Genomic DNA, 21720 nt, shown 5'->3' on the forward strand with positions numbered 1-21720 from the left:
GGGATACGCAAAAAGGTCAGCGATTCGGACGGCCGCTCAGCGCTTCTTCCTGCGCGCTTTCCCGCCGCGAGGCTTGGCGCTGGTGGACGCTTTCTCGCCGCGCATGCGACGCGCCTCCTCGCGGCGCTCCTTCACCTGCACGGTTTCCTGGCGCAGAGCCTGGTAGGAAGCGAAGCGCGCCTCGCTCAGCTCGCCGGACTCCACGGCGGCGCGCACGGCACAGCCGGGCTCGTCCACATGACGGCAATCGCGGAAACGGCAACTCTCAGCCAGCTCCTCCACGTCGGCGAACGCGGCCTCGATGCCTGCGTCGGCGTCCCACAGGCCCAAGCCCCGCACGCCGGGCATGTCCACCACGTAACCGCCGTTCGGCACCCGTATCATCTCGCGGCTCACCGTGGTGTGGCGGCCCTTGCCGTCACCCTCGCGCACCTCGGCCGTCTCCTGCACTTCGTCGCCCACCAGCAGGTTCACCAAGCTCGACTTCCCCACGCCGCTCTTGCCTATGAACACGGCCGTGGTGCCCGGCGGCACGAGCGCGCGCACGGCCTCCACGCTGGCAGGGTCCTCGGCCGACACGACGACGGTTTCCGCAGCAGGCCCGGCCAGATCGTGCACGCGGGCGCGCACGGAGCGCACGGCCTCGTCGCTCTCGGCGAGGTCGGCCTTCGTCAGCACCACCGCCACATCGGCGCCCGTCTCGTAGGCCAGCACGAGCTCGCGCTCGAGGCGCTTGAAATTCATGTCGGAAAGCGGTTGCGCCACGAGCACGCGGTCGAAGTTCGCGGCCAGCACCTGGGGAAGCGCCCGCTCGGTGGGATCCTTGCGCACGAACTCCCGCGAGCGCGGGCAGATACGCTCGATGATGCCCTTGTCGTGGCCCTCGGGGGCGTCGACCTCGACGAAATCGCCGATGACGGCGCGAACCCGCTCGCCTTTCACCAACGCCGTGGCGTGCTCGCAGCGCACCAGCCGTCCTTCGTCCGTCCGCACGAGCGGATACCCGCGATCTAGCTTGACAACTTGTCCCCGCAAACACGCCTCCTTCGGTCATCGGTTCCTGTTGTTTTTCGCGCTGCGCGCGAGCGGGCGCTCTGAAGAACGCCCCTACGGCCTACCTACCGCAACGTGCCAACGCCTACGCGGCATCGATGCCCGCCGTTGCCCGTCGCCCCGCATCAGCGCTGGCGCTCCCGCAAATAGTAGAACACGCCCAAAAGCACCAAGCCCACCGCAACGGCGACGGCTCCCGGCACGAACGCGCCCGCGTCGAACGCATCCTCGTGGAGCTTGCCTTTCTCGACCACCGTCACGATGTCGGCATGCAGGTCCGTAAGCCCCTCGTGCTCGGAGCACACCAGATGGAACGTGCCGCGCACCTGGAGCTTCGTGCCCGTGGTGCCGTACTTTCCGTAGGTGTCGATCTTCGCGGCTTGTTCGGCCGTCATGTACACGGACACCGTGGCGTCAACGCCCTTTTCGATGGCCATGAGCGTGATCCACCGGTGCCGACCGTCCACGCCTTCGCGGATGCTGTCGCCCACAACCTCGCCCACAACCTGCACGGTTTGGTTGTCGTAGTACGCGTCGGCCTCGCCCAAGGCGGCGATAGACGTGTCGTAGATGAACGAGCTGTCGGGCCGCTGCTGAGGATTCACCAGGTTCTCGTCATCGTCCGCGAATGCCGACAACGGGGAGAGCGCAACCGCCAGAGACACGGCCAGCGCAAGCGCGATCAACATCCAGCCCATGCGGCACGAGCGAAGAGCGGCGCAAAAGCCGCCCGGCGTTTTCGTCGTTCTGTCGAGCATCGTTCTCACCGAGCCGCCCTCTCCCGCTCGTGGGGCGCACGACGGCGCGGCTTGAACGATACGAATATCTCGACGACGAGCGCCAACAGCGTCACGAACTCCAAACGGCCGGCCCACATCTGCACGATGTAGAACACTTCCAAGGTGGCCGGCATGCCGGGCGAGGCCAAAGCCGAAGACACGCCGCCGTTCGAAGCCATGGAAATCGATTCGAAGACGGCTTGCGTGGCATCGTATCCGTGAGCGATGCCCACGAGCGCCCCGACAACGTAGGTGAGCGCGTACAGCGTGAACACCGTCATGGCCTCCTTCACCACCTCAGGCGTGATCATACGGCGCCCGACATGGTTGTACGCCACCACCACGCGCGCCGAGTCGGGCGCGAGCGCTTCCTTGATGGTTGCCACGATGGATTTCGCGATGATGCCCATGCGGCTGAACTTCACGCCGCCCGACGTGGACCCGCCGCTGCCGCCCACGGCCATGAGGATGGCCACCACCAGAAACGCGCCCGACGACAACGCGCCGGTGAGCTGGTTCGTGGTGATGTTCTGAAAGCCGGTGGTGGAGAACGCCGAAACGATCATGAACACGCCGCGGCGAAGCATGGCCGGCAGATCAGAAAAGTTCAAGCTGGCGGACAACGAAGCCGCGAACACGCACGTCATCACGGCCAGCCACAGCACCATGGTGCGTATCTCAAGGTCGCGGAAGAACACGGCGACGTGGCCTTTCCACAGCTCGGAATGCAGCACGAAGTTGATGGAGCCCAGCAGCATGAGCAGCATGAGCACCACCTCGATAGGGAACGAGTGGTAGTACATGATGCTCTGGCTCATGGGGGCGAAGCCGCCCGTCATGAATCCCGACACGGACAGCCAAAACGATTGAAGCACCGCGCGCAGCGGTTCCATGCCGATGGCCAGACACATGACCGAGAGGACGGCCGTGGCCGCGATGATGAACCCCATGCCGATCTTCGCGATGAACTGCGTGGTTTGCACGACGTTGGGCACCACGTGCTCGCTTCGACCCTCCGACGAGTACAGGCTCGCGCCGGAACGCTTGCCGAACAGGCCGAACGACAGCGCCACCACGATGAGGCCGAAGCCGCCCAGCAGATGCATCATGAAGCGCCACATGTTGTCGGCGTACGACAGATGGTCGAGGTCGATGACGATGCTCGCACCGGTGGTGGTTATGCCGGACACGCCGTCGAACAGCGCGTCGAGATAGTTGGCGTAGTGACCCGACATGAACAGCGGGATGCTGGCCACGACCGCGAGCACGATCCACGCGAACCCCGTGACGGCCAGCGCCTGCTGTCGGCCGAGCCGACCCGGCTCGATGCGCAGAAAGCGCAGCCCCGAGCCCAAGATGAGCGTTATGCCGATGGTGAGCAGGTAATGGGTCGCGGGCACCCACTCGCCGCATGCGATGGCCGTGAGCAGCGGCACGAGCAGCGCGATGGTGGAGAACAGCACGAGCACGCCCAGATAATGGCCGATGACGCGTATGTCATAGAGGGAGAATCGCTGCCACATGGCCTATCTCCGTCGAAGGTCGCCGCGCGCCGCGACCCGGCAGCCCGTCGTCATCCCGCCACAACCCGCACCAAGATAGTGAGCGTCCACAACAGCAGCAGGAAGCACACGAGAAACAGCAGCACGATACCGTACCCGATCAGCGGGGTGGTAAGGCGTTGCCGTATGCTCTGCTTCGAAGTGCGCATGCCGGTATTCTAGTACAAAAGCCCCGCGCGCGATACGCCCGGCACGGCAACACCGCGAAACGTTGATGCTACGCAAACGGAGCCGCGATCGCTCGCAGAGCGCAACTGCGGGCATTCCCAAGGCGCGAACTGCGAGGGACCGGACTTCCCCTGTCATCCTGAGCGAGCGAAGCGAGTCGAAGGATCGAGCCGCTAGCGACGAGATCCTTCGACTCCGGCGTTTGCGCTGCCTCCACTCAGGACGACAAGGGAGGGAAGCTAGTTTTCCAGCAGCAGGTCGTCGAGGGCGGTGGCGTCGAACTCCAGCGGCTGCTCCACCTTGCACTCGTAGTTGCCGTCGGCGTCGATGTCGATGAGCACGTGGCTGCGGTCGCGCAGCTGGCCTTCCACCACCTTCTGGGCGATGCGGTCCACGATCTCGCGCTGGATGAGGCGCTTCAAGGGACGGGCGCCGAAGATGGGATCGTAGCCGTCGATGGACAGGTGCTCCATGGCTGCCGGGGTCACGTCGAGCGTGACGCGGCGGTCGGCCAGGCGGTCGCGCACCTCTTCCAGCTGCAGGTCCACGATGGGCTCGATGTTCGTCATGTTCAGCGCGTTGAACACCACCACGTCGTCGATGCGGTTGATGAACTCGGGCCGGAACGTGGCGCGCAGGGCGCCGTCGATGGCCTGCTTCATGGCCTTCTCGTCTCCGTGCTCGGCGAACTCGCGGATGAACTGCGAGCCCACGTTGCTCGTCATGATGATGATGGCGTTCTTGAACGACACCACGCGGCCCTGGCCGTCGGTCAGACGGCCGTCGTCGAGCACCTGCAACAGGATGTTGAACACGTCCGGGTGAGCCTTCTCGATCTCGTCCAGCAAGATGACGCTGTACGGCTTGCGACGCACGGCCTCGGTCAGCTGGCCGCCCTCGTCGTAGCCCACGTATCCCGGAGGCGCGCCGATGAGGCGCTGCACGCTGAACTTCTCCATGTACTCGGACATATCGATGCGCACCATGGCCTTCTCGCTGTCGAACAGGTACTCCGCGAGCGCCTTCGCCAGCTCCGTCTTGCCCACGCCCGTGGGGCCCAGGAACAAGAACGAGCCGATAGGACGGTCGGGATCGGAAAGCCCCGCGCGGTTGCGTCGGATGGCGCCGGCCACCGAGGACACGGCCTCGTCCTGGCCCACCACGCGCTCGTGCAGCTTCTCTTCCAAATCAACGAGCTTCGCCATCTCGCCTTGCATCATCTTCTGCACGGGGATGCCCGTCCACGTGGACACGACCTCGGCGATCTCGTCGTCGGACACCTCCTCTTTGAGGATGGCGCCGTCCTGCTGCTTCACGTTGAGCTCTTCCTCGGCGGCATGCAAGCGCTGCTGCAGCTCGGGAATGCGGGCGTAGCGGATCTCGGACGCCTTCACCAGGTCGCCCTCGCGGGTGGCGCGCTCTTCCTCGAGCTGGGCCCCTTCGAGTTCGGACTTGAGGGCCTGGACGTTCTCGATGACGTCCTTCTCGTTCTGCCACTCGGCCTTGCGCTTGTCCAAGTCCTCCTGGGCGGCGGCGATGTCGCGACGCAGCGCTTCGAGGCGCTCCTTGGAGGCCTCGTCGCTCTCCTTCATCAGGGCCTGCTCCTCGATCTGCATCTGGGTGAGCTTGCGGTCGGCGGCGTCCACCTCCTCCGGCATGGAGTCGATCTCGATGCGCAGGCGGCTGGCGGCCTCGTCCATGAGGTCGATGGCCTTGTCGGGCAGGAAGCGGTCGGATATGTAGCGGTTCGAAAGCTCGGCTGCGGCCACGATGGCGGCGTCGGTGATGCGCACGCCGTGGTGGATCTCGTACTTCTCTTTCAAGCCGCGCAGGATGGCGATGGTGTCCTCGACCGAGGGCTCGGTCACCAACACGGGCTGGAAGCGGCGCTCGAGGGCGGCGTCCTTCTCGATGTACTTGCGGTACTCGTCAAGCGTCGTGGCGCCGATGGCGTGCAGCTCGCCGCGCGCGAGCGCGGGCTTGAGCATGTTGCCGGCGTCCATGGAGCTGTCGCCGGTGGAGCCGGCGCCCACGATGGTGTGCAGCTCGTCGATGAACAGGATGATCTGCCCCTCGCTCTGCTTCACTTCGCGCAAAACGGCCTTCAAGCGGTCCTCGAACTCGCCGCGGTATTTCGCGCCGGCCACCATGGAGGCCAAATCGAGCGCCACGATGTCGCGGTCCTTGAGCGAGGAGGGCACGTCGCCGGCCACGATGCGCTGGGCCAGGCCCTCGACGATGGCCGTCTTGCCGGTGCCGGGCTCGCCGATGAGCACGGGGTTGTTCTTCGTGCGGCGGCTGAGCACCTGGATGGTGCGGCGGATCTCCTCGGCACGGCCGATGACCGGGTCGAGCTTGCCCTCGCGGGCCTGCTGGGTGAGGTTCTGGCCGTACTGCTCCAAGGCCTCGAACTGCACCTTGTTCTGCTGGTCGGTCACGCGCGTGTCGCCGCGCAGCTCCTCGTAGGCCGCCTCGATGGTCTTGCGCGTCACGCCGGCCACGTTGAGGATCTTGCCCGCCGCGCCCTTGTCCTCGGAAAGGGCGATAAGTAGATGCTCGCTCGTGGCGTAGCTGTCGCCCAGTTTCTCGGCGATCTTCACGGCGTTGTCGATCACGTTCATGAGCGCAGGTCCCGGCACGCCGCTCATCATCATGCCGCCGCTGGCGCTCACCTTCGGCATGTGCAGTATCTCGTCGTCCACGTTGGCAAGCAGCTGGAACGGCTCGGCGCCGATGCGCTTGATGATGGCGGACAGGTTGTTCTCCTTAGACTCGAGCAGGGCCTTCAGCATGTGGATAGGCTCCGCTTGAGAAGCTTCCGCTTCGGAGGCGATGGTGATGGTTTGCTGCAGGGCCTCCTGCGCGGTAAGGGCTAATTTGTTCAGATTGCCCATGTTCATATAACGTTCCTCCTTCGCTTTCGTCCAATGGCAAAAGCCGAGAATGCAGTGGTTACGGCAGACGCCGCAGGGCCGTGGTTATGTCGGAGGCGCGCACGAGCGAGTTCACGCTCTCGCGCGTTTCCAACTCGTGCACGCGATCGGCCAAGCGGCGCACGCGCTTGTGCAGGTCGTCCAGCTCGGTATCGCGCTCGTCCAAGCGTCCCTGGAGGTCCAGGATGCGGATGACGCCGGCCAGGTTGATGCCCTCGCCGGTGAGCTCGTTGATGAGCTCGAGCCGCTCGATGTCGGCCTGCGAGTACATGCGCGTGTTGCCGCTCGTGCGTTGGGGCGTGACGAGGCCCTTCTGCTCGTAGGTGCGCAGCGTCTGCGGGTGCACGCCGGCGAGCTGGGCGGCCACGCTTATCATGTAGAGCGGCCGGTTGCGGTCGTTCCGATCGTTCATTGCCAGCTCCTCACGTCGTCCGTCGTGGCCGCCAGGAAGTCCTCCATGGCCTTCTTCTGGCCGTCGTTCATGTTCTTCGGCACCTGCACGTCTATCTTCACCTTCAAGTCGCCCGTGCCTTCGCCTTTCACGCGCGGGGCGCCCTTGCCCTTGATGTTGAGCACGGTCTCGTCCTGCGTGCCGGCCGGCACCTTCACGCGCACCTTCGTGCCGTCGGGCGCGGGAACCACGATGCTGGCGCCCAAGGCGGCCTCCGCCACGGTCACGGGAACGCTCACCTCCACGTCGGCGCCCTTGCGCGCGTAGTAGGGATGCTCGTCGATCTTCGTTGTGATGAGCAGGTCGCCCGCCGCGCCGCCGTTCTCGCCGGGGCCGCCCTTGCCCTTGAAGCGCAGCCGCCCGCCGTCCACGGCGCCGGCCGGGATCTTCACGGTGAGCGTCTCTTTGTCGGCCCTTCCGGGAACGCGCACGGTCACAAGCTTCTCGGCACCCTTGAACGCCTCGTCGAACGACACGTTCAGCGTCACGTTCATGTCCTGGCCCTTGCGCGGGCGCGGCTGGCGTGCGCCGCCTCCGAAGCCCGACAGGTCGCCGAAGTCCCAATCGCTTCCGAAAGCGCCTTCGCCGTGGCGGATGCTCTCCAGGATGTCGGCCCAGCTGCCGAACCCGCCGCCTCCGCCGCCGAAGATGTCCTCGACGTTCACGTTGCCGCCACCGCCCCAACCTTGGGGGATGTGGTTCTCGTTCGCGGTTCCGTACTGGTCGTACAGCTTGCGCTTCTTGTCGTCGGACAGCACTTCGTACGCTTCGTTGAGCTCCTTGAACTTCGCCTCGTCGCCACCCGTGTCGGGATGGTGCTTGCGGGCGAGCTTGCGGAACGCCTTCTTTATCTCGTCGGCCGTGGCCGTGCGTGGAACGCCCAGCGTCTTGTAATAGTCGGGAGTCGCCGCCATGCGCTCCACCTCCTTTTCAATCGGACGGGACTTCGAAAGGTCGTCTGCATCGCCTTGAAGCCCCCGTTGCTTCCATTGTCGTCAAACCCGTTTCTACGCGGAAGCGGGCCTTATATCCGCCCGCTTCCGCCTGCCTCTATTTCTTGTCGTTGCCGCCTTCGTCAGGCGTCTTCTCGCGTTTCGGACCTCCGCTGGTCACGGTCACCATGGCTGGTCGCAAGACTTTCGATCCCATCTTGTAACCTTTCTGGTAAACCTCGGCCACCGTCTCGTCGGGCACGCCGGCGTCGTCGACCGTCGCCACGGCTTGCGCCTCGAGCGCGTCGAACGCCTCGCCCTGCGGGTCGATGATCTCCACGCCGTCTTTCTTCAGCACGTCGACCATCTTCGTGTGCACGGCGCTTACGCCGTCCAGCAAACCCTGCTCGCCGTTCTTCGTCGCGTAGTCGATGGTGCGCTCGAAGTCGTCCAGCACGGGAAGCAGGCTCGACACCAGCTTCTCGGCAGCGCGGGCTTTCTCCGCCTCGCGCTGCTCCGTGGTGCGGCGGCGGTACGTGTCCCACTCGGCATGCAGCCGAAGGAACTTGTCCTGCCATTCCGCGGCCTCGGCCTTCGCGGCAGCCACTTGCTCGCTGTCGGACGGCTGGGCGTCCATCGGCTCTCCTTCGAGGGCGGCCTCCGCCTCGGCCACGATGCGCTCGGCATCGCTGCCCGCGGCCGACCCGTTCGGGTCGGCCGCCTGGGCGGTGGCGCCGGGCTCAGAGGAGGGGGAAGAGGAGCCGGCGCCCGTGTCGGCGGGGTTCGCGGAGGATCGAGAAGCCTCGGCCCCTCCGCGCGTGTCTTCAATAGGGATGTTCTTGCCTTCGCCGCGCGGCGAGCGCCCCGGCGAGGGTGTGCTCGGCTTGGCCATGACGTTACTTCCCTTCCTTGCCGTCGTTCTCGTCGACGACCTCGTAGTCGGCCTCGATGGTGTCGTCGGCCGGAGCCGTCTCGGCGGCGGCAGCGGCGGCGCCGTCGGCCGCGCCCTGCGTGGAGTACACGACCTCGGCCAGCTTGTAGCCCGCCTGCTGCATCTTCTCGGTGGCAGCCTTGATGGCATCCAGGTCGGAGCCCTCGAGCGCGCTCTTAGCCTCGGTGATAGCCTCCTGCGCGGCGCTCTTCACGTCCTCGGGGGCCTTGTCGCCCACTTCGGACAACGTCTGCTCGGTGGCGTTCACCAGCGCGTCGGCGTTGTTGCGGATCTCGACTTCTTCCTTGCGCTTCTTGTCTTCCTCGGCATGCTGCTCGGCGTCCTTCACCATGCGCTCGACCTCGTCGTCGTTCAACGCGGTGGAGCCGGAGATGGTGATCTGCTGCTGCTTGCCGGTGCCCAGGTCCTTCGCAGACACGTTCACGATGCCGTTGGCGTCGATGTCGAACGTGACCTCGATTTGCGGAACGCCGCGGCGCGCGGCCGGGATGCCGGTGAGCTGGAACTTGCCCAGCGTCTTGTTGTCGCCGGCCATCTGGCGCTCGCCTTGCAGCACGTGCACCTCGACGGACGTCTGGTTGTCGGCGGCCGTGGAGTAGATCTCGGTCTTGCGCGTGGGGATGGTGGTGTTGCGGTCGATCATCTTCGTCATCACACCGCCCATGGTCTCCACGCCGAGCGACAGCGGGGTCACATCGAGCAGCAGGATGCCCTCGACGTCGCCGGCCAGCACGCCGCCCTGGACAGCCGCGCCCATGGCCACGACCTCGTCCGGGTTCACGGACATGTTCGGCTCTTTGCCGGTGAGCTTCTTCACGATGTCCTGCACGGCGGGCATACGGGTGGAGCCGCCCACGAGGATGACCTCGTCGATATCGCCGGCCGCCAGACCCGCGTCCTTGAGCGCCTGCTCCACAGGCTTCTTAACGCGGTCGAGCAGGTCCTTCGTGATGCGCTCGAACTCGGCGCGCGTCAGCGTGTAGTCCAAGTGCTTCGGGCCGGAGGCGTCGGCCGTGATGAACGGCAGGTTGATGTTGGCCTGCGTGGTGGAGGACAGCTCCATCTTCGCCTTCTCGGCAGCTTCCTTCAAACGCTGCAGGGCCATCTTGTCCTGGCGCAGGTCGATGCCGTTCTCGGCCTTGAACTTGTCGGCCAGCCAGTCGATGATGCGCTGGTCCCAGTCGTCGCCGCCCAGGTGGTTGTCGCCTGCGGTGGCCGCAACCTCGAACACGCCGTCGCCCAGCTCGAGCACGGACACGTCGAACGTGCCGCCGCCCAGGTCGAACACCAGGATCTTCTCGTCCTTGTTCGTTTTGTCAAGGCCGTAGGCCAGCGCCGCCGCCGTGGGCTCGTTGATGATGCGGAGCACTTCGAGACCCGCGATCTTGCCGGCGTCCTTCGTGGCCTGGCGCTGCGCGTCGTTGAAGTACGCGGGCACCGTGATGACGGCCTGCGTCACCGGGGTGCCGAGCTGCTTCTCGGCGTCGTTCTTCAGCTTCTGCAGCACCATGGCGGAGATTTCCTCCGGGGTGTAGTCCTTGCCGTCGATGTCGACGACCGCGCGGCCGTCCTTGCCCTTCTGCAGCTTGTAGCTCACGGTCTTGCGCTCTTCCGGCGTCTCGTCGAACGAGCGGCCGATGAAGCGCTTCACGGAGGACACGGTGTTCTCCGGGTTGGTGACCGCCTGGTTCTTCGCGGCCTTGCCGACGACGCGCTCGCCGTCCTTGCGGAAGCCTTCGACGGACGGCGTGGTGCGATCGCCTTCCGCGTTCACGAGAATTTCGGGCTCGGAGCCCTCCATGACCGCCATGGCGGAGTTCGTGGTGCCCAAGTCGATGCCGAGAATCTTAGCCATTATCGTTCCTCTCTGTTGGAGTTGTTACCTAGTTCGTCGTGCTCGGTGGTTCGCGTTCTATGCAAAGAGGCGCGCTTTCGCGCACCCGTTCGCCGTCCGAACATCGGGCGGCGGCGTTGAGCTCTTTGCCACTCAATCTTCTTTCGACGTTTTGCACTATATAATCTAAGTCTCTTGTTGTCAAGTTATTTCATATATCAATGTAGATGTTTTGTAACAATGCAAACTATACTCATGCCGAAGCGATGCGGGCGGCGCGATAGCGAGCGTTACGGCCCTTGCATGCGTTCGTTTACTACACGATTCCCGAACGGTCCGCATGTGTGCGAAGGATGGAGGGAAGCCGCCTGAACGTAAAAGAGCCCCCGCTCCGTTCGGAAGCGGGGGCTCTTCGGCCGATTGGGTATCGCCGGATACCCTGCGACGAGCGCTAGTCTTCGACGACCTCCGGGATGGCGCCCATGGGGCACTCCTCGACGCAGTCGCCGCATGCGATGCAGGCGTCCTCGTTCACGACGTCGGCCTTGCCGGCAACCACTTCGAGCACTTCCTGCGGGCAGGCGTCAACGCAGATACCGCAGCCAATGCACTCATCGGCATCGATAACCGGGTGAGACATGTCATTCTCCTTCTCGTCCGAAAACCCGCGGAACACGGGCAACTTCCCCAAAAACTTACTGCCCGCAAGATACCATGGTTCCCTGCAAATGCAAGAAAAAACGACGATTTTTCAGGGTGCGGTATAAAAATGTTCACCAGCACGTCGCAGGCCGCCCGCCAAAGCGGGCCGCGCTTGCGAACCGCGCTAGCAAATCCTCGGCAGCTGTTCGCCTACGAGCATGTCCAAGATGCGCGTTCCGCCGAACGCCGTGCGCAGGAACACCTTCGAACCTCGATCGGGCTGCGAAGCGGCCACTTCGCCGATGACGGCGGCGTCGGCTCCGTAGCGGTTCGCGCGCATGGCAGCGAGCGCGGCGTCGGCCTCTTCGGCCGCCACCACGCACACCATCTTGCCTTCGTTCGCCACCTGCAGCGGATCGTAGCCCAGCATCTCGCAGGCTCCAAGAACCGCCGGCTTCACCGGCACGGCGTCTTCGTCGACCGTGATGTCGGTGCCCGACTGCGCAGCCAGCTCGTTCAGCGTGGAGGCCAGGCCGCCGCGCGTGGGGTCGCGGAAGCAGCGCGTATGCGGCGCGGCCGCCAGCACTTCCGCGATAAGGTGGTTGAGCGGAGCGGCATCGCTTTCCAAATCGGACGAGAAGGACAGCGACTCGCGGCAGCTCATGATGGTGATGCCGTGATCGCCCAGCGTGCCGGTGACGAGCACCTTGTCGCCGGGGCGGCACTGGGCGCCGCCCAGCTCCACGCCTGGGGCGAGCGTGCCCACGCCGCTCGTGTTGATGAACACGCCGTCGCCGTGGCCGCGGTTCACCACCTTCGTATCGCCCGTGACCAGCGCGACGCCCGCCTCGCGCGCGCATTCCGCCATGGAGGAGCAGATGCGCTTGAGGTCCTCGATGGGAAAGCCCTCTTCCAAGATGAAGCCGCAGCTGAGGTAGCGCGGCGTCGCGCCGCTCGTGGCCACGTCGTTCACCGTGCCGCACACGGCCAACCGTCCGATGTCGCCGCCGGGGAAGAAATGGGGCGTTACCACAAAGCTGTCGGTGGAGAAAGCCAGCCGCTCGCCCGATGCCGGCGTCGGCAAAACGGCGGCATCGTCGCCGCGTAGAAGCTCGTCGCCCGCATAGGCGGCGAAGAACACGTCGTCGATGATGCGCTTCATCATCGTCCCGCCGCTGCCGTGGCCGAGCATGACCGTGGTGTCCATAAAGCTCCAATCATCGAACTTTGTCATCCTGAGCGGAGCCGCGCAGCGGCGCGGTCGAAGGATCCCGTGCGGCGTTAGCAGGAGATATCATGGCTAACGCCGCACGGGATCCTTCGACTTCGGCCTACGGCCTTCGCTCAGGATGACAACACACTATATATGCTGCCCGGTGGTGGTGACCACCAAGCGGCCGTTCTTCACGCCCTTCGTGCCCAGGATGAGGTTCGCGATATCCTGCACGAGGCCCGTCTCGCCGCGCAACACGATGACTTCGAGGCAGTTGTGCTCGTCGAGGTGCACGTGCATGGACGACACGATGGAGTCGAGGTATTCGTGCTGGATGGCGTGCAGCTTCTCCTGCAAGTCGCTGGCGTGGTGGCTGAACACGATGGTGAGCGTGCCCATGACCTCCGTGCCGGGCGTCGCGCATTCCTCTTCCACAAGCGCATCGCGCACCAGATCGCGCACGACTTCGCTGCGATTCTTCGCCAGGCCGCGACGCGCGACGAGCCGGTCGAACCGCACGAGCAGGTCCTCGGGCATCGCCACCGAAAATCGCATGAGGTCGTTGCTCATGAGCGCGCCTTAGACCAGGTTGACGGTGACGCCGCCAGCTGCCTCGGCGTCATCCTCGAGCGCGTCTTTCGCCTCGTCGAGCAGCGCGCGCACGTCGTCGAGCATCGCCTGGGCGGCGTGCATCTTCTCGGACACGGTGGCGAAGCCGGCGTCGCCCGCCATATGTCCCAGCGTGTGCGCCCAGCGGCGCTCCAGCTTCAGGTGGTCGTCTATCTGCTCGATCATCTGCTCGAATTGCCCGGTGTTCACTCCGTTGGTGCACATAACATGCCTCCTGTATCGTTTTGCGGCGACCGCCCATACGTGCGTCGCCGTTTCCGTTTGTTCTTGCTATCATGATCGTTATACGTGGAACGCCCGGCGACTGCAAGGGACAGTGTGAAAAATTCCGCAAAAGGTAACATGTACGAGGCGACGCTCGAAGAGACGCGGGAGCTGTTCGCGCCCTATCTGGAAGGCGCGCCCTCCGGCGTGGTGTGCGTCGTTGCGGCGCGGACGCTCGGCGACCAGGCGCGAGGAGCCCTTGAAAGCTCGGCGGCGGCGCTGGGATACGGACGCTCCTGCTGCATGTACGCCACGTTGCGCCCCGTGCATGCGGAAGACGATGCTGCGCTCGACAGCCAGGCGCTGTTCTTGCTGATGGAAGGGCTTGACCCGCTGGTCGTTGTCGCGGCCGACGCCGAGGCGGCCCGGGCGCTCGGCGGCGCGTACCGGCAAGACGTTCCCGTCGACGCGCCCTGCCGCCTGTTCGGCCGCGACGCCGTTGCGTTCGCCTCGTTCGAAGGCATGCTGGACGATCCGCAGAGCAAGCAGACCGCCTGGGCCCTGCTGAAGAAGCTGCCGAGGTTCGGCGAACGCTAGAGGCAGGTTTGCGTCGAGCGCCGCCGGGGGCTTAGCGACTGCTGCAGGTTGGCCGACACCCTTGCCTTGAGCGGGTCGAGCCGCTTCGCTCGACCCGCATTTCCACGGTGCGCTTACGCGGTCACCACGCGTTCGGCAGCGTCCAGCAGGTCGCGCACCTCATCCACCGTCTCGGCCTCGGCGTACACGCGCACGAGCGGCTCGGTGCCGGAGGGGCGCATCATCACCCATGCGTCGCCCTCCAGGTAGAACTTCACGCCGTCGCGGCGGTCGACGTCCACGACCTTCTTGCCGCACACCTCGTCGGGCGCGTAGCCGGGCACGACGCTGGCACGGAAGTTCGCCATCTGCTCCTCGGTGATCTTGAGACCGCGGCGCTCGAACTCCAGCTTGCCCACCTTCTCGAACATGTCGTCCACCAGCTGGCCCAGGCTCATGCCGCGCTGCGCCATGGTCTCGGCCAGGAGCAGCGCCATGAGCAGGCCGTCGCGCTCCATCACATGGCTGGGGATGCCGATGCCGCCCGACTCCTCGCCGCCCAGCATGACGTCGCCCTTCTCCATCTCGGCGTAGATCCACTTGAAGCCCACCGGCGTGCTGGTGAGCTCCAGCCCCAGGCGCTTGCACTGGCGCGCGAGCATGGCAGATGCCGTGATGGTGGACACCACGCGGCCGTGTTGGCCTTTGTCCTCGGCCAGGTGGGAAACGAGCAGCGTGATGATGCGGTGCGGGTTCACGAAGTTGCCGCGCTCGTCCACCGCGCCGATGCGGTCGGCGTCGCCGTCGTTGATGAACCCGGCGTCGAAGCCCAGCTCGGGCACCTTGGCGATGCAGCGGTCGACCCAGGGCGGAATGGGCTCGGGGTGCAGGCCGTCGAACGTGGGGTCCTCGGCGTTGTTGATCTCGCACACCTCCACGCCCAGGTCGCGCAGCAAACCGGCGAGGTGCTTGCGGCCCGCGCCGTACAGCGGGTCCACCACCACGCGCAGCCCCGCCTTGCGGATGGCGTCGGCGTCGACGCCCTGTTTGAGGGTGTCGAGATAGGCGGTCATGAGGTCGGTTTCCTCGCAGGTCCCGCGCGCGTCGGTGGCGGTTTCGGGCAGCATGGCCTCCACGCGGTCGGTGAACTCCTTGCCTGCCGCGCCGCCGTCGGCCATGCGCAGCTTCACGCCCAGGTACTCGGCCGGGTTGTGGCTGCTGGTGAGCATGATGCCGCCCACCGCGTCGGCGTCCTGCGCCACCGACCAGCACAGCGTGGGCGTGGGGCAGTAGTCCTGCGTGAGCAGCGCGCGGAAGCCGTGGGCCGCCGCGACCTCGGCTGCGAGGCGCGCGTAGGCGTGCGCGTCTTGGCGGCAGTCGTGCCCCACGATGAGGGTGCCGGGGGCGTCGGCCGCACGGCCGGCCGCAACGGCGTCCTCCTTGAAGATGCGGGCCGCCGCGTCGACGACGCGCACCAAGTTGTCGTTCGTGAAATCTTCGCCGATGATGGCGCGCCATCCATCGGTGCCGAAGTGTATGTCTGCCACTGGTTGTCCTTTCCACATGGGAAGCTTCGGGGGCGAGTAGAAAACCTCGCTCGCCATGTTCTCGTATTATAGTCAATGGCTTCGGCGCGCGGCCGAATCTAGCCAAGTCGATGCAGGATCATCATCGACCTCGCAAAAACATCGGGAAAACCCAAGGCGAAGCGAAGGACCCGAAAAAATCCGAAGGACCGGAAGAGTCCGAAGAGTCCGAAGGATCAGAAAAACCGAACTCAATTTTTCAGTGATCAAAAAATCATCGTCGTTATTTGGCGATCGGAACAGCATCGCTGACTTTTGTCGATCGAAGAACCATCGTCCGTTTTTGTGGTGCTCGGGGAATCGTCATCGTTTTTGCGATGCTCGAGGTTGGGAAGTCGCCGTCCATTTTTTGGTGGTTGAGAAACTCATTGCTGTTTTTTCGGCTGTCTTTTTTGGATGCCGATTTTCGAAGCGCAGCTCCTTTTTGGTTCCGAAAATATCATGCCGAGACTTCGAGCACTTCCTTGAAGGACAGCTCAGAAGCGATGGCTCTAAGGATGTGATTCCCCCGACGCGGCGCCGGAATGTTTCACGTGAAACGAAGGCTGAACGCAGATCGAGGCCGCAGGGGGGAGCGCGGCCTCGATCTGGACGAGTGAAGAGAGAAAGAGTGGAGGAGTTTTTCTCTTGCTCGCGGCATATCTTATCGGACTAATTATACTTTGTCAAGAATATCTTTATGTTCGGATAAATAATAGTTCATGTGTGTTGCGCAAGCGTTACGCCTCGTTAGCTACTGTGTTGCTTTCGACGAGGACGTTCCTCACCCGCTTCGTTGCCGTTACAATATCCGCGACGGACAAGCTCACACGCGGCGCAGCGGCGCCGGAAACGAAAGCGAGAATTGCCATGGCGAACAAGAGCCTTGCGAAGGATCATGCCGACACCTGCGTACTCGTCACCGGGGGCGCCGGCTTCATCGGCAGCCACACGTGCGTCGAGCTGCTGAACCAGGGATACCGCGTGGTCGTGGTGGACGATCTGAGCAATTCGAGCGAAGTCGCGCTCGACCGCGTGCGGCGCATCACCGGCGTGGACGACGACCGGCTCGCCTTCTACGAGGCGAACGTGCTCGACCGCGCGGCGCTCGCGCAGGTTTTCGAAGAGCACGACGTCGACGCCATCATCCACTTCGCTGGTTTCAAGGCCGTGGGCGAAAGCGTGCAGAAGCCGCTTGAGTACTACTGGAACAACTTCGCCGGCACGCTCGTGCTGTGCGACGTGGCGCGTGACCACGGCGTGAAGAACATCGTGTTCTCGTCGAGCGCCACTGTGTATGGCGAGCCCGAGTTCATCCCCATAACCGAGGATTGCCCGAAGCACGAGGCCACCAACCCGTACGGCCAGACGAAGAGCATGCTCGAGCAGGTGCTCACCGACCTGTACGTGGGCGACAACGAGTGGAACGTCGTGCTGCTGCGCTACTTCAACCCCATCGGCGCGCATGAGAGCGGCCTGATCGGCGAGGACCCGAAGGGCATCCCGAACAACCTGCTGCCCTACGTGGCGCAGGTGGCCGTGGGCAAGCTGGAGCGCGTGGGCGTGTTCGGCGACGACTACCCCACCCACGACGGCACGGGCGTGCGCGACTACATCCATGTGGTCGATTTGGCGCGCGGGCATGTGGCGGCGCTCGACTGGATGGGCGGCAAAGTGGGAACCGGCAAGGCCGACACGCTCGGCACCCTCGCCGGAGAGCCGGCCGACGATGGCACGCGCCGCGGCGTGGATATCTTCAACCTGGGCACGGGCACCGGCTCGAGCGTGCTCGACGTCATCCATGCCTTCGAGCGCGCGTGCGGCAAAACGCTGCCCTACGAAGTGAAGCCGCGCCGCGCGGGCGACGTCGCGGTGAATTACGCCGCTTGCGACAAAGCCCGCGAGGAGCTGGGATGGACGGCCGAGTACGACCTCGAGCGCATGTGCGCCGACGGTTGGCGTTGGCAGTCGCAGAACCCGAACGGCTACGCCACGGCCTAACGCGCGGAAACGCGAAGCGCTTCGCCGCGATTGCAAGGCCCTCGGCACACGAGCCGGGGGCCTTGCCTTTTGCGGGGCCCCGGGTTAACGGTGCGTCCGCTTTTCCTGGTACATGGCGCGGTCGGCGGCGTCGAACAGCTCTTGATACGTCGTTCCATCGCCGGGATAGCGCGCCACTCCCACGCTGAGGGTGACCGGTACGCCCATATCGCGCGAAACGATGGCCAGGCGGTCGCGAAGCGCCGTGCGCTTCGCCGCGATGGCATCCGCGTCCTCGGCGCCCGCCGCGAACGCGACGAACTCGTCGCCGCCTACGCGCCCCACAGGATCGTCGCGACGGAACACGTCGAACAACGCTTCCGCGATGGCAACCAGGGCCTGGTCTCCCATGCTGTGCCCGCAGCTGTCGTTGATCTGCTTGAAGCGGTCCACGTCGATCACGAACAACAGCCCGCGATCATGCTGGAGGAGCGCCTCGGCGATCCGCTCCTCCGCGGTGACCTTGTTGAGCGCTTTCGTCAACCCATCCATCTGGGAGCGCATGGTAAGCTGCTCTTCCAAAGCGCGCTGCTGGGTGACGTCGACCATTTTCCCCACGACGGCGTACGGTTCGGAACCTTCGTACAAATACCGGAAGGTGATCGAGAACCAGCGGTACTCGCCGGTGAGCACGCGCACGCGGACGGTGGACTCACGCGTCTCGCCCGGCGGCGACGGATGCTTCAACACCTGGTCGATCTCGGCAAGATCGTCTTCGTGGAAGTCGACGAGTTTCAGATCCCGTTCCAGATAGCGCTCCCGTCGCAGGCTGTCGAGCGCAAACACGTTGCGGGCGTTGGGAGTTAGCTCCAAAACGTCGTCGGCGTAGGAGTACTCGAACAGCACCGTGTCGGAAAACTCCGCGAGCACCGCGTAGCGCTCGGCCTCCCGCAGCGCGCGACGCCGAAAACGGCCGATGACGAGCGCCACCACGATGCAGGAGATGGTGCTGACAACGATGAGCGCCGCTCCGGCGAGCACGGTGTCTTGCAAAATGACCTGGGAGTGCTCGGCGATCGTGTTCTCTTCGGTGAAGTTGACGATGGTCCAATCGTTCACGTTGAGCCGCACGGACGTGAAGAACAGCATCTTGTCGTCACGCTGCCCGATGGACACCGTGGCGACATCGTGCTCGTTTTCCACGTTTGCACGCATCTCTTCCACGGTGGGGTCAGAGAACCCGTTGTCGCGCAGAACGTCGTACAGGTTAAGGCCGTCGTAGGCCTCCGACTCTCCCGAGTCGATGATGATGGTGCCGTCGCCCTTCATGAGCACGGATCCCAGCAGTATCACCTGCGATTTGATCTGGTTGGTCTCGATGAGGGTGTGCGCATCGACCACGCTGCGCAATACGCCCACGACTTCGCCGTCTTTCGTCACCGGTTCGGCGATGCTGTAGAAATACCCGTCCAACCGGTTCGACTTGCGAACCTCCGATACCACGTCCTGACCGGCCTCGAGCATCCTGAGCGTTTCCCTATCTCTCGCGTGCTCGGAGGATTCGTCAACCCCCTCTTCGAGCGACGCGATCGAGGAGTACGTCACCCGATATGACCCGCGCTCGTTCCAGGTATCCAGAAACTTCGAGAACGCCTCACCTTCGGGATCGACGTCGGACGACTCCGCCAACGTTCTGATAGTCGATATCGTGTTGCGGATCTCGCTCATCGACGATTCCACTTCGACCTTCTGCGCCGTGGTGAAATCGTTCATCCCCTCACTCGACATCTTGTAGAACTCGCTGTTCAGAGACGCGGAGTACGCAGAGAACACACCGTAGATGATAAGCCCCACAACAAGGATCGGCGCAGCGAAAAGGATGACCGACCGCGGAGAGTCGAACAGGCGGCGCAGAACATGCCGCCTGCCTAACACATTGTCGCCAAGTTTTCCCATCTACGGATTGTTTCCTCGCTATTGATAGCCAACCTGAGAACGCAAGGGTTCCCGGCCGTCGACTGCATCGCGGAATCGTCAGTATGCCTCGAACAGATAGAAAAAACAAGCCTGAAGGAAGACGAGGCTGTTTCGTTACGCGCCGTTTCGCCTGCCACCGAGTAGGCGGCGGCAGGCAGGAGTGCGGTCGGTTCGAGCGCAAGGTTTTAGGAGAGGCGCGAAGCCGCAGCCGAAGAACCTTGCATTATAATGAAATCGCTCCCGATAAGAGAAAAGACGATGCCAGCTTTGACTTCCCCACGTCCACTGACTGCACGCTCCAAAATTCGGCTGCTCGGAAAGCCGTCGACCATGCTTGTAGCATTGCTCTCGATTTTCTTCGCCGGAACCGGTGTGCTTGGGACAATTGGCTGGTCGGCATACCAGTCGGGAACTTTCGCCCTTGACGAATCGTTGGCGAAGGCGCTTGTTGCCGGGCTTCCGTTTGCCCTATTCTGCGCGATCGCCTGCTTCTTTGCACTCCTCACCGTGTTCTCCCGCCTGAAATACCGCTCGGAGCTTCGCATCGAGAACCCAGACTCGGCTTCGACCGACGAGAACGAACGGAAACACGCAGCCGCTCGAAAGGGCATCGCTTTCTTCACAGGCTCGTGGTCGGTGCGATGCGTTGCGAGAACCGCACTGCTCGTGCTCGTCTGTTGGATTCCCTATCTCGTGTTGTACGCGCCAGGCGTTCTCACGTTTGACCCCCTTTGGTCTATCATGCAATGCTTCGGATCGGGTGCCCTTCCCATGATCACGCCCCTGGACGGCGGAGGGGCGTTCAGCGCCCACAAGCCTCTTGTACATACGTGGATATTGGGCGGCTTTTTGCTGGCGGGCAACGCGTTCGGCAGTCAAACGATCGGATTGTTCCTCTACGTGCTTCTGCAGTGCGTCTGCATGGCAGCTTCCTTGGCCGCTGCCTGTTGCTACCTTGCGAAGCTGGGCGTTTCGTGGCGCGTGCGATGCGGCGCCCTGGTGTTTTGCGCGGCGTTCCCTTTCATCCCCCTCTATGCCGTGAACTGCTTCAACGACGTCATGTTCAGCTGGATATACCTTTTGTTCCTCATAGCCACCATCGAGGTGGTGAGAACCCGAAGCACCGTTTTGCATCGCGTCGGGTTCACTGCCACGTATGCCTTTCTAGGCGTGGCGCTCGCCTGCACGAAAAATCCGGGAATATACTTGGTGCTGATAACGGTGGCCATCGAAGCCCTCGTCTACCGACGAAACCTGATTCGATTCGCCATCCCCTTCTTCACCCCCCTTTTGATTTCAGCCTTCGTTTTGCCGATGTTCGTCTACCCCGCCGCAGACGTCGTCAGCGGTTCGAGCAGCGAGGCTTTGGGGCCGCTCTATCAATCGACCGCCGCGTACGCGAACCGTTATCCCCAGGAGATAACCGACGACGAGCGCTCTGCGATAAATGCGGTTCTGGAATACGATGCCTTGAGCAGCACGTACGATCCCGTCACTCAGGACCCCGTCAAGACGCTCCAGCGAACGGAAGCGACCGGCGAGGACAAACTGCGCTACTTCGCCGCGTGGGTCCACATGGGAATGAAACATCCCGAAATCTACCTCGTGTCCATCGGCCTGGTACCCATGCCCTTTTGCTGTCCTTCGGCTGAATTCACCTATTACGACAACAGCGCACCGACCACGATCGACTATTACCTTGAAGGCTTCGATTCCCCATCCCCCCAGCTTGCGCAGGCAATGGCGCACCTCGATGTGAACGAGAACCCCGCATTCGACGAAGCCCGAACGACGCTGAGAACAGCGCTTTCGACCGTGGGGAGCATCCCCGTGCTGGGATGGCCGCTGGGGCTTGGATTCTGGGCCTCCTGGGTACCTCTATTCTGCGTAGTCGGAATCTGCGTATCCCGGAGACGCTGGACGCCCACTCTTGTGCCCACCTTCCTCTCGGTCGCCCTGCTCGCCCTTTCACCTTGGGCGATGGCGCGTTATGCGCTGCCCTTGGTGCTTTCGGCCCCCTTGCTCATCGGAGTCTTGTATGCGCGCATCGAACCCTATCCACCTTCGGCTACGAACTGAAGAGGGACTATGCGACATGCAAGAGGTATCGTCGGCTTCGAGGAACCTCCCTTGCGGCTTGTGTGGAAAATAGACCTAAACCGGGACGATAGACCTGAAAAGCGGCAGGCTTCGCTTCCGCATGAGCGGAAAGAACTGCGTTGAACGACACGGTGCGCTTTGGCAGGTCGACGCTATGCGTCGCGATGTC

The 21720-nt window shown here is 63.8% G+C and carries 18 protein-coding genes; 3 read left to right on the forward strand and 15 right to left on the reverse strand.

From position 1 onward, the window contains the following. Nucleotides 1-36: 36 nt before the first annotated feature. The 13 genes from rsgA to HCH03_RS00975 form a co-directional block, all read right to left on the reverse strand. Nucleotides 37-1035, reverse strand: a complete 999-nt coding sequence (gene rsgA / locus HCH03_RS00915) for a ribosome small subunit-dependent GTPase A (RefSeq protein WP_221687993.1) — start codon at nucleotides 1033-1035, stop codon at nucleotides 37-39. 143 nt (nucleotides 1036-1178) lie between these two features. Further along, nucleotides 1179-1811, reverse strand: a complete 633-nt coding sequence (locus HCH03_RS00920) for a hydrolase (RefSeq protein WP_246599543.1) — start codon at nucleotides 1809-1811, stop codon at nucleotides 1179-1181. Nucleotides 1812-1816: 5 nt separating this feature from the next. Next, nucleotides 1817-3355 carry a TrkH family potassium uptake protein gene (locus HCH03_RS00925; protein ID WP_185903978.1) on the reverse strand — a complete coding sequence of 513 codons (1539 nt, stop codon included), beginning with the start codon at nucleotides 3353-3355 and terminating at the stop codon, nucleotides 1817-1819. 50 nt (nucleotides 3356-3405) lie between these two features. Further along, nucleotides 3406-3543, reverse strand: a complete 138-nt coding sequence (locus HCH03_RS00930) for a hypothetical protein (protein WP_221687994.1) — start codon at nucleotides 3541-3543, stop codon at nucleotides 3406-3408. Between the two features lie 258 nt (nucleotides 3544-3801). After that, on the reverse strand, nucleotides 3802-6462 hold the full coding sequence (clpB, locus tag HCH03_RS00935; protein ID WP_221687995.1) for an ATP-dependent chaperone ClpB: 2661 nt from the start codon (nucleotides 6460-6462) through the stop codon (nucleotides 3802-3804). 52 nt (nucleotides 6463-6514) lie between these two features. Then, on the reverse strand, nucleotides 6515-6907 hold the full coding sequence (locus HCH03_RS00940; protein WP_080144125.1) for a heat shock protein transcriptional repressor HspR: 393 nt from the start codon (nucleotides 6905-6907) through the stop codon (nucleotides 6515-6517). After that, nucleotides 6904-7860 (reverse strand): DnaJ C-terminal domain-containing protein, encoded by a 957-nt coding sequence (locus tag HCH03_RS00945; protein ID WP_080144126.1) that lies wholly within the window; start codon nucleotides 7858-7860, stop codon nucleotides 6904-6906. Before HCH03_RS00945 ends, HCH03_RS00940 begins: the two co-directional genes overlap by 4 nt. Before the next feature lie 136 nt (nucleotides 7861-7996). Beyond that, nucleotides 7997-8770: a nucleotide exchange factor GrpE gene (locus HCH03_RS00950; RefSeq protein ID WP_221687996.1), complete on the reverse strand. Its 774-nt coding sequence runs from the start codon at nucleotides 8768-8770 to the stop codon at nucleotides 7997-7999. Nucleotides 8771-8774: 4 nt separating this feature from the next. Next, the gene (dnaK, locus tag HCH03_RS00955) at nucleotides 8775-10685 is read right to left on the reverse strand and encodes a molecular chaperone DnaK (protein WP_185903981.1); all 1911 of its coding nucleotides are present in this window, start codon (nucleotides 10683-10685) and stop codon (nucleotides 8775-8777) included. 430 nt (nucleotides 10686-11115) lie between these two features. Beyond that, on the reverse strand, nucleotides 11116-11304 hold the full coding sequence (locus HCH03_RS00960) for an ATP-binding protein (RefSeq protein ID WP_080144129.1): 189 nt from the start codon (nucleotides 11302-11304) through the stop codon (nucleotides 11116-11118). A 186-nt stretch (nucleotides 11305-11490) separates the two neighbouring features. After that, nucleotides 11491-12513 carry a hydrogenase expression/formation protein HypE gene (hypE, locus tag HCH03_RS00965; protein WP_080144130.1) on the reverse strand — a complete coding sequence of 341 codons (1023 nt, stop codon included), beginning with the start codon at nucleotides 12511-12513 and terminating at the stop codon, nucleotides 11491-11493. A gap of 153 nt (nucleotides 12514-12666) precedes the next feature. Next, nucleotides 12667-13089, reverse strand: coding sequence for a nickel-responsive transcriptional regulator NikR (gene nikR / locus HCH03_RS00970; protein WP_080144131.1), 423 nt, complete (start codon nucleotides 13087-13089; stop codon nucleotides 12667-12669). Between the two features lie 9 nt (nucleotides 13090-13098). Then, on the reverse strand, nucleotides 13099-13353 hold the full coding sequence (locus tag HCH03_RS00975) for a dynein gamma chain protein (RefSeq protein WP_080144132.1): 255 nt from the start codon (nucleotides 13351-13353) through the stop codon (nucleotides 13099-13101). Nucleotides 13354-13467: 114 nt separating this feature from the next. Here HCH03_RS00975 and HCH03_RS00980 point away from each other — a divergent pair, with 114 nt between their 5' ends. Beyond that, on the forward strand, nucleotides 13468-13950 hold the full coding sequence (locus tag HCH03_RS00980) for a hypothetical protein (RefSeq protein WP_368042399.1): 483 nt from the start codon (nucleotides 13468-13470) through the stop codon (nucleotides 13948-13950). 113 nt (nucleotides 13951-14063) lie between these two features. Here HCH03_RS00980 and HCH03_RS00985 read toward each other — a convergent pair whose 3' ends face one another. Next, nucleotides 14064-15476 carry a phosphoglucosamine mutase gene (locus HCH03_RS00985; RefSeq protein WP_221687997.1) on the reverse strand — a complete coding sequence of 471 codons (1413 nt, stop codon included), beginning with the start codon at nucleotides 15474-15476 and terminating at the stop codon, nucleotides 14064-14066. 888 nt (nucleotides 15477-16364) lie between these two features. Here HCH03_RS00985 and galE point away from each other — a divergent pair. Beyond that, on the forward strand, nucleotides 16365-17495 hold the full coding sequence (gene galE, locus HCH03_RS00990) for a UDP-glucose 4-epimerase GalE (protein WP_221687998.1): 1131 nt from the start codon (nucleotides 16365-16367) through the stop codon (nucleotides 17493-17495). An 84-nt stretch (nucleotides 17496-17579) separates the two neighbouring features. Here galE and HCH03_RS00995 read toward each other — a convergent pair whose 3' ends face one another. Further along, the gene (locus HCH03_RS00995) at nucleotides 17580-19430 is read right to left on the reverse strand and encodes a GGDEF domain-containing protein (RefSeq protein WP_221687999.1); all 1851 of its coding nucleotides are present in this window, start codon (nucleotides 19428-19430) and stop codon (nucleotides 17580-17582) included. Nucleotides 19431-19781: 351 nt separating this feature from the next. On the opposite strand from HCH03_RS00995, the gene HCH03_RS01000 reads away from it, so the two are divergent. Then, the gene (locus HCH03_RS01000; RefSeq protein WP_221688000.1) at nucleotides 19782-21530 is read left to right on the forward strand and encodes a DUF6020 family protein; all 1749 of its coding nucleotides are present in this window, start codon (nucleotides 19782-19784) and stop codon (nucleotides 21528-21530) included. The last annotated feature ends 190 nt before the right edge of the window (nucleotides 21531-21720 follow it).

Source organism: Gordonibacter massiliensis (ex Traore et al. 2017), assembly GCF_019731765.1.
GTDB classification, from domain to species: domain Bacteria; phylum Actinomycetota; class Coriobacteriia; order Coriobacteriales; family Eggerthellaceae; genus Gordonibacter; species Gordonibacter massiliensis.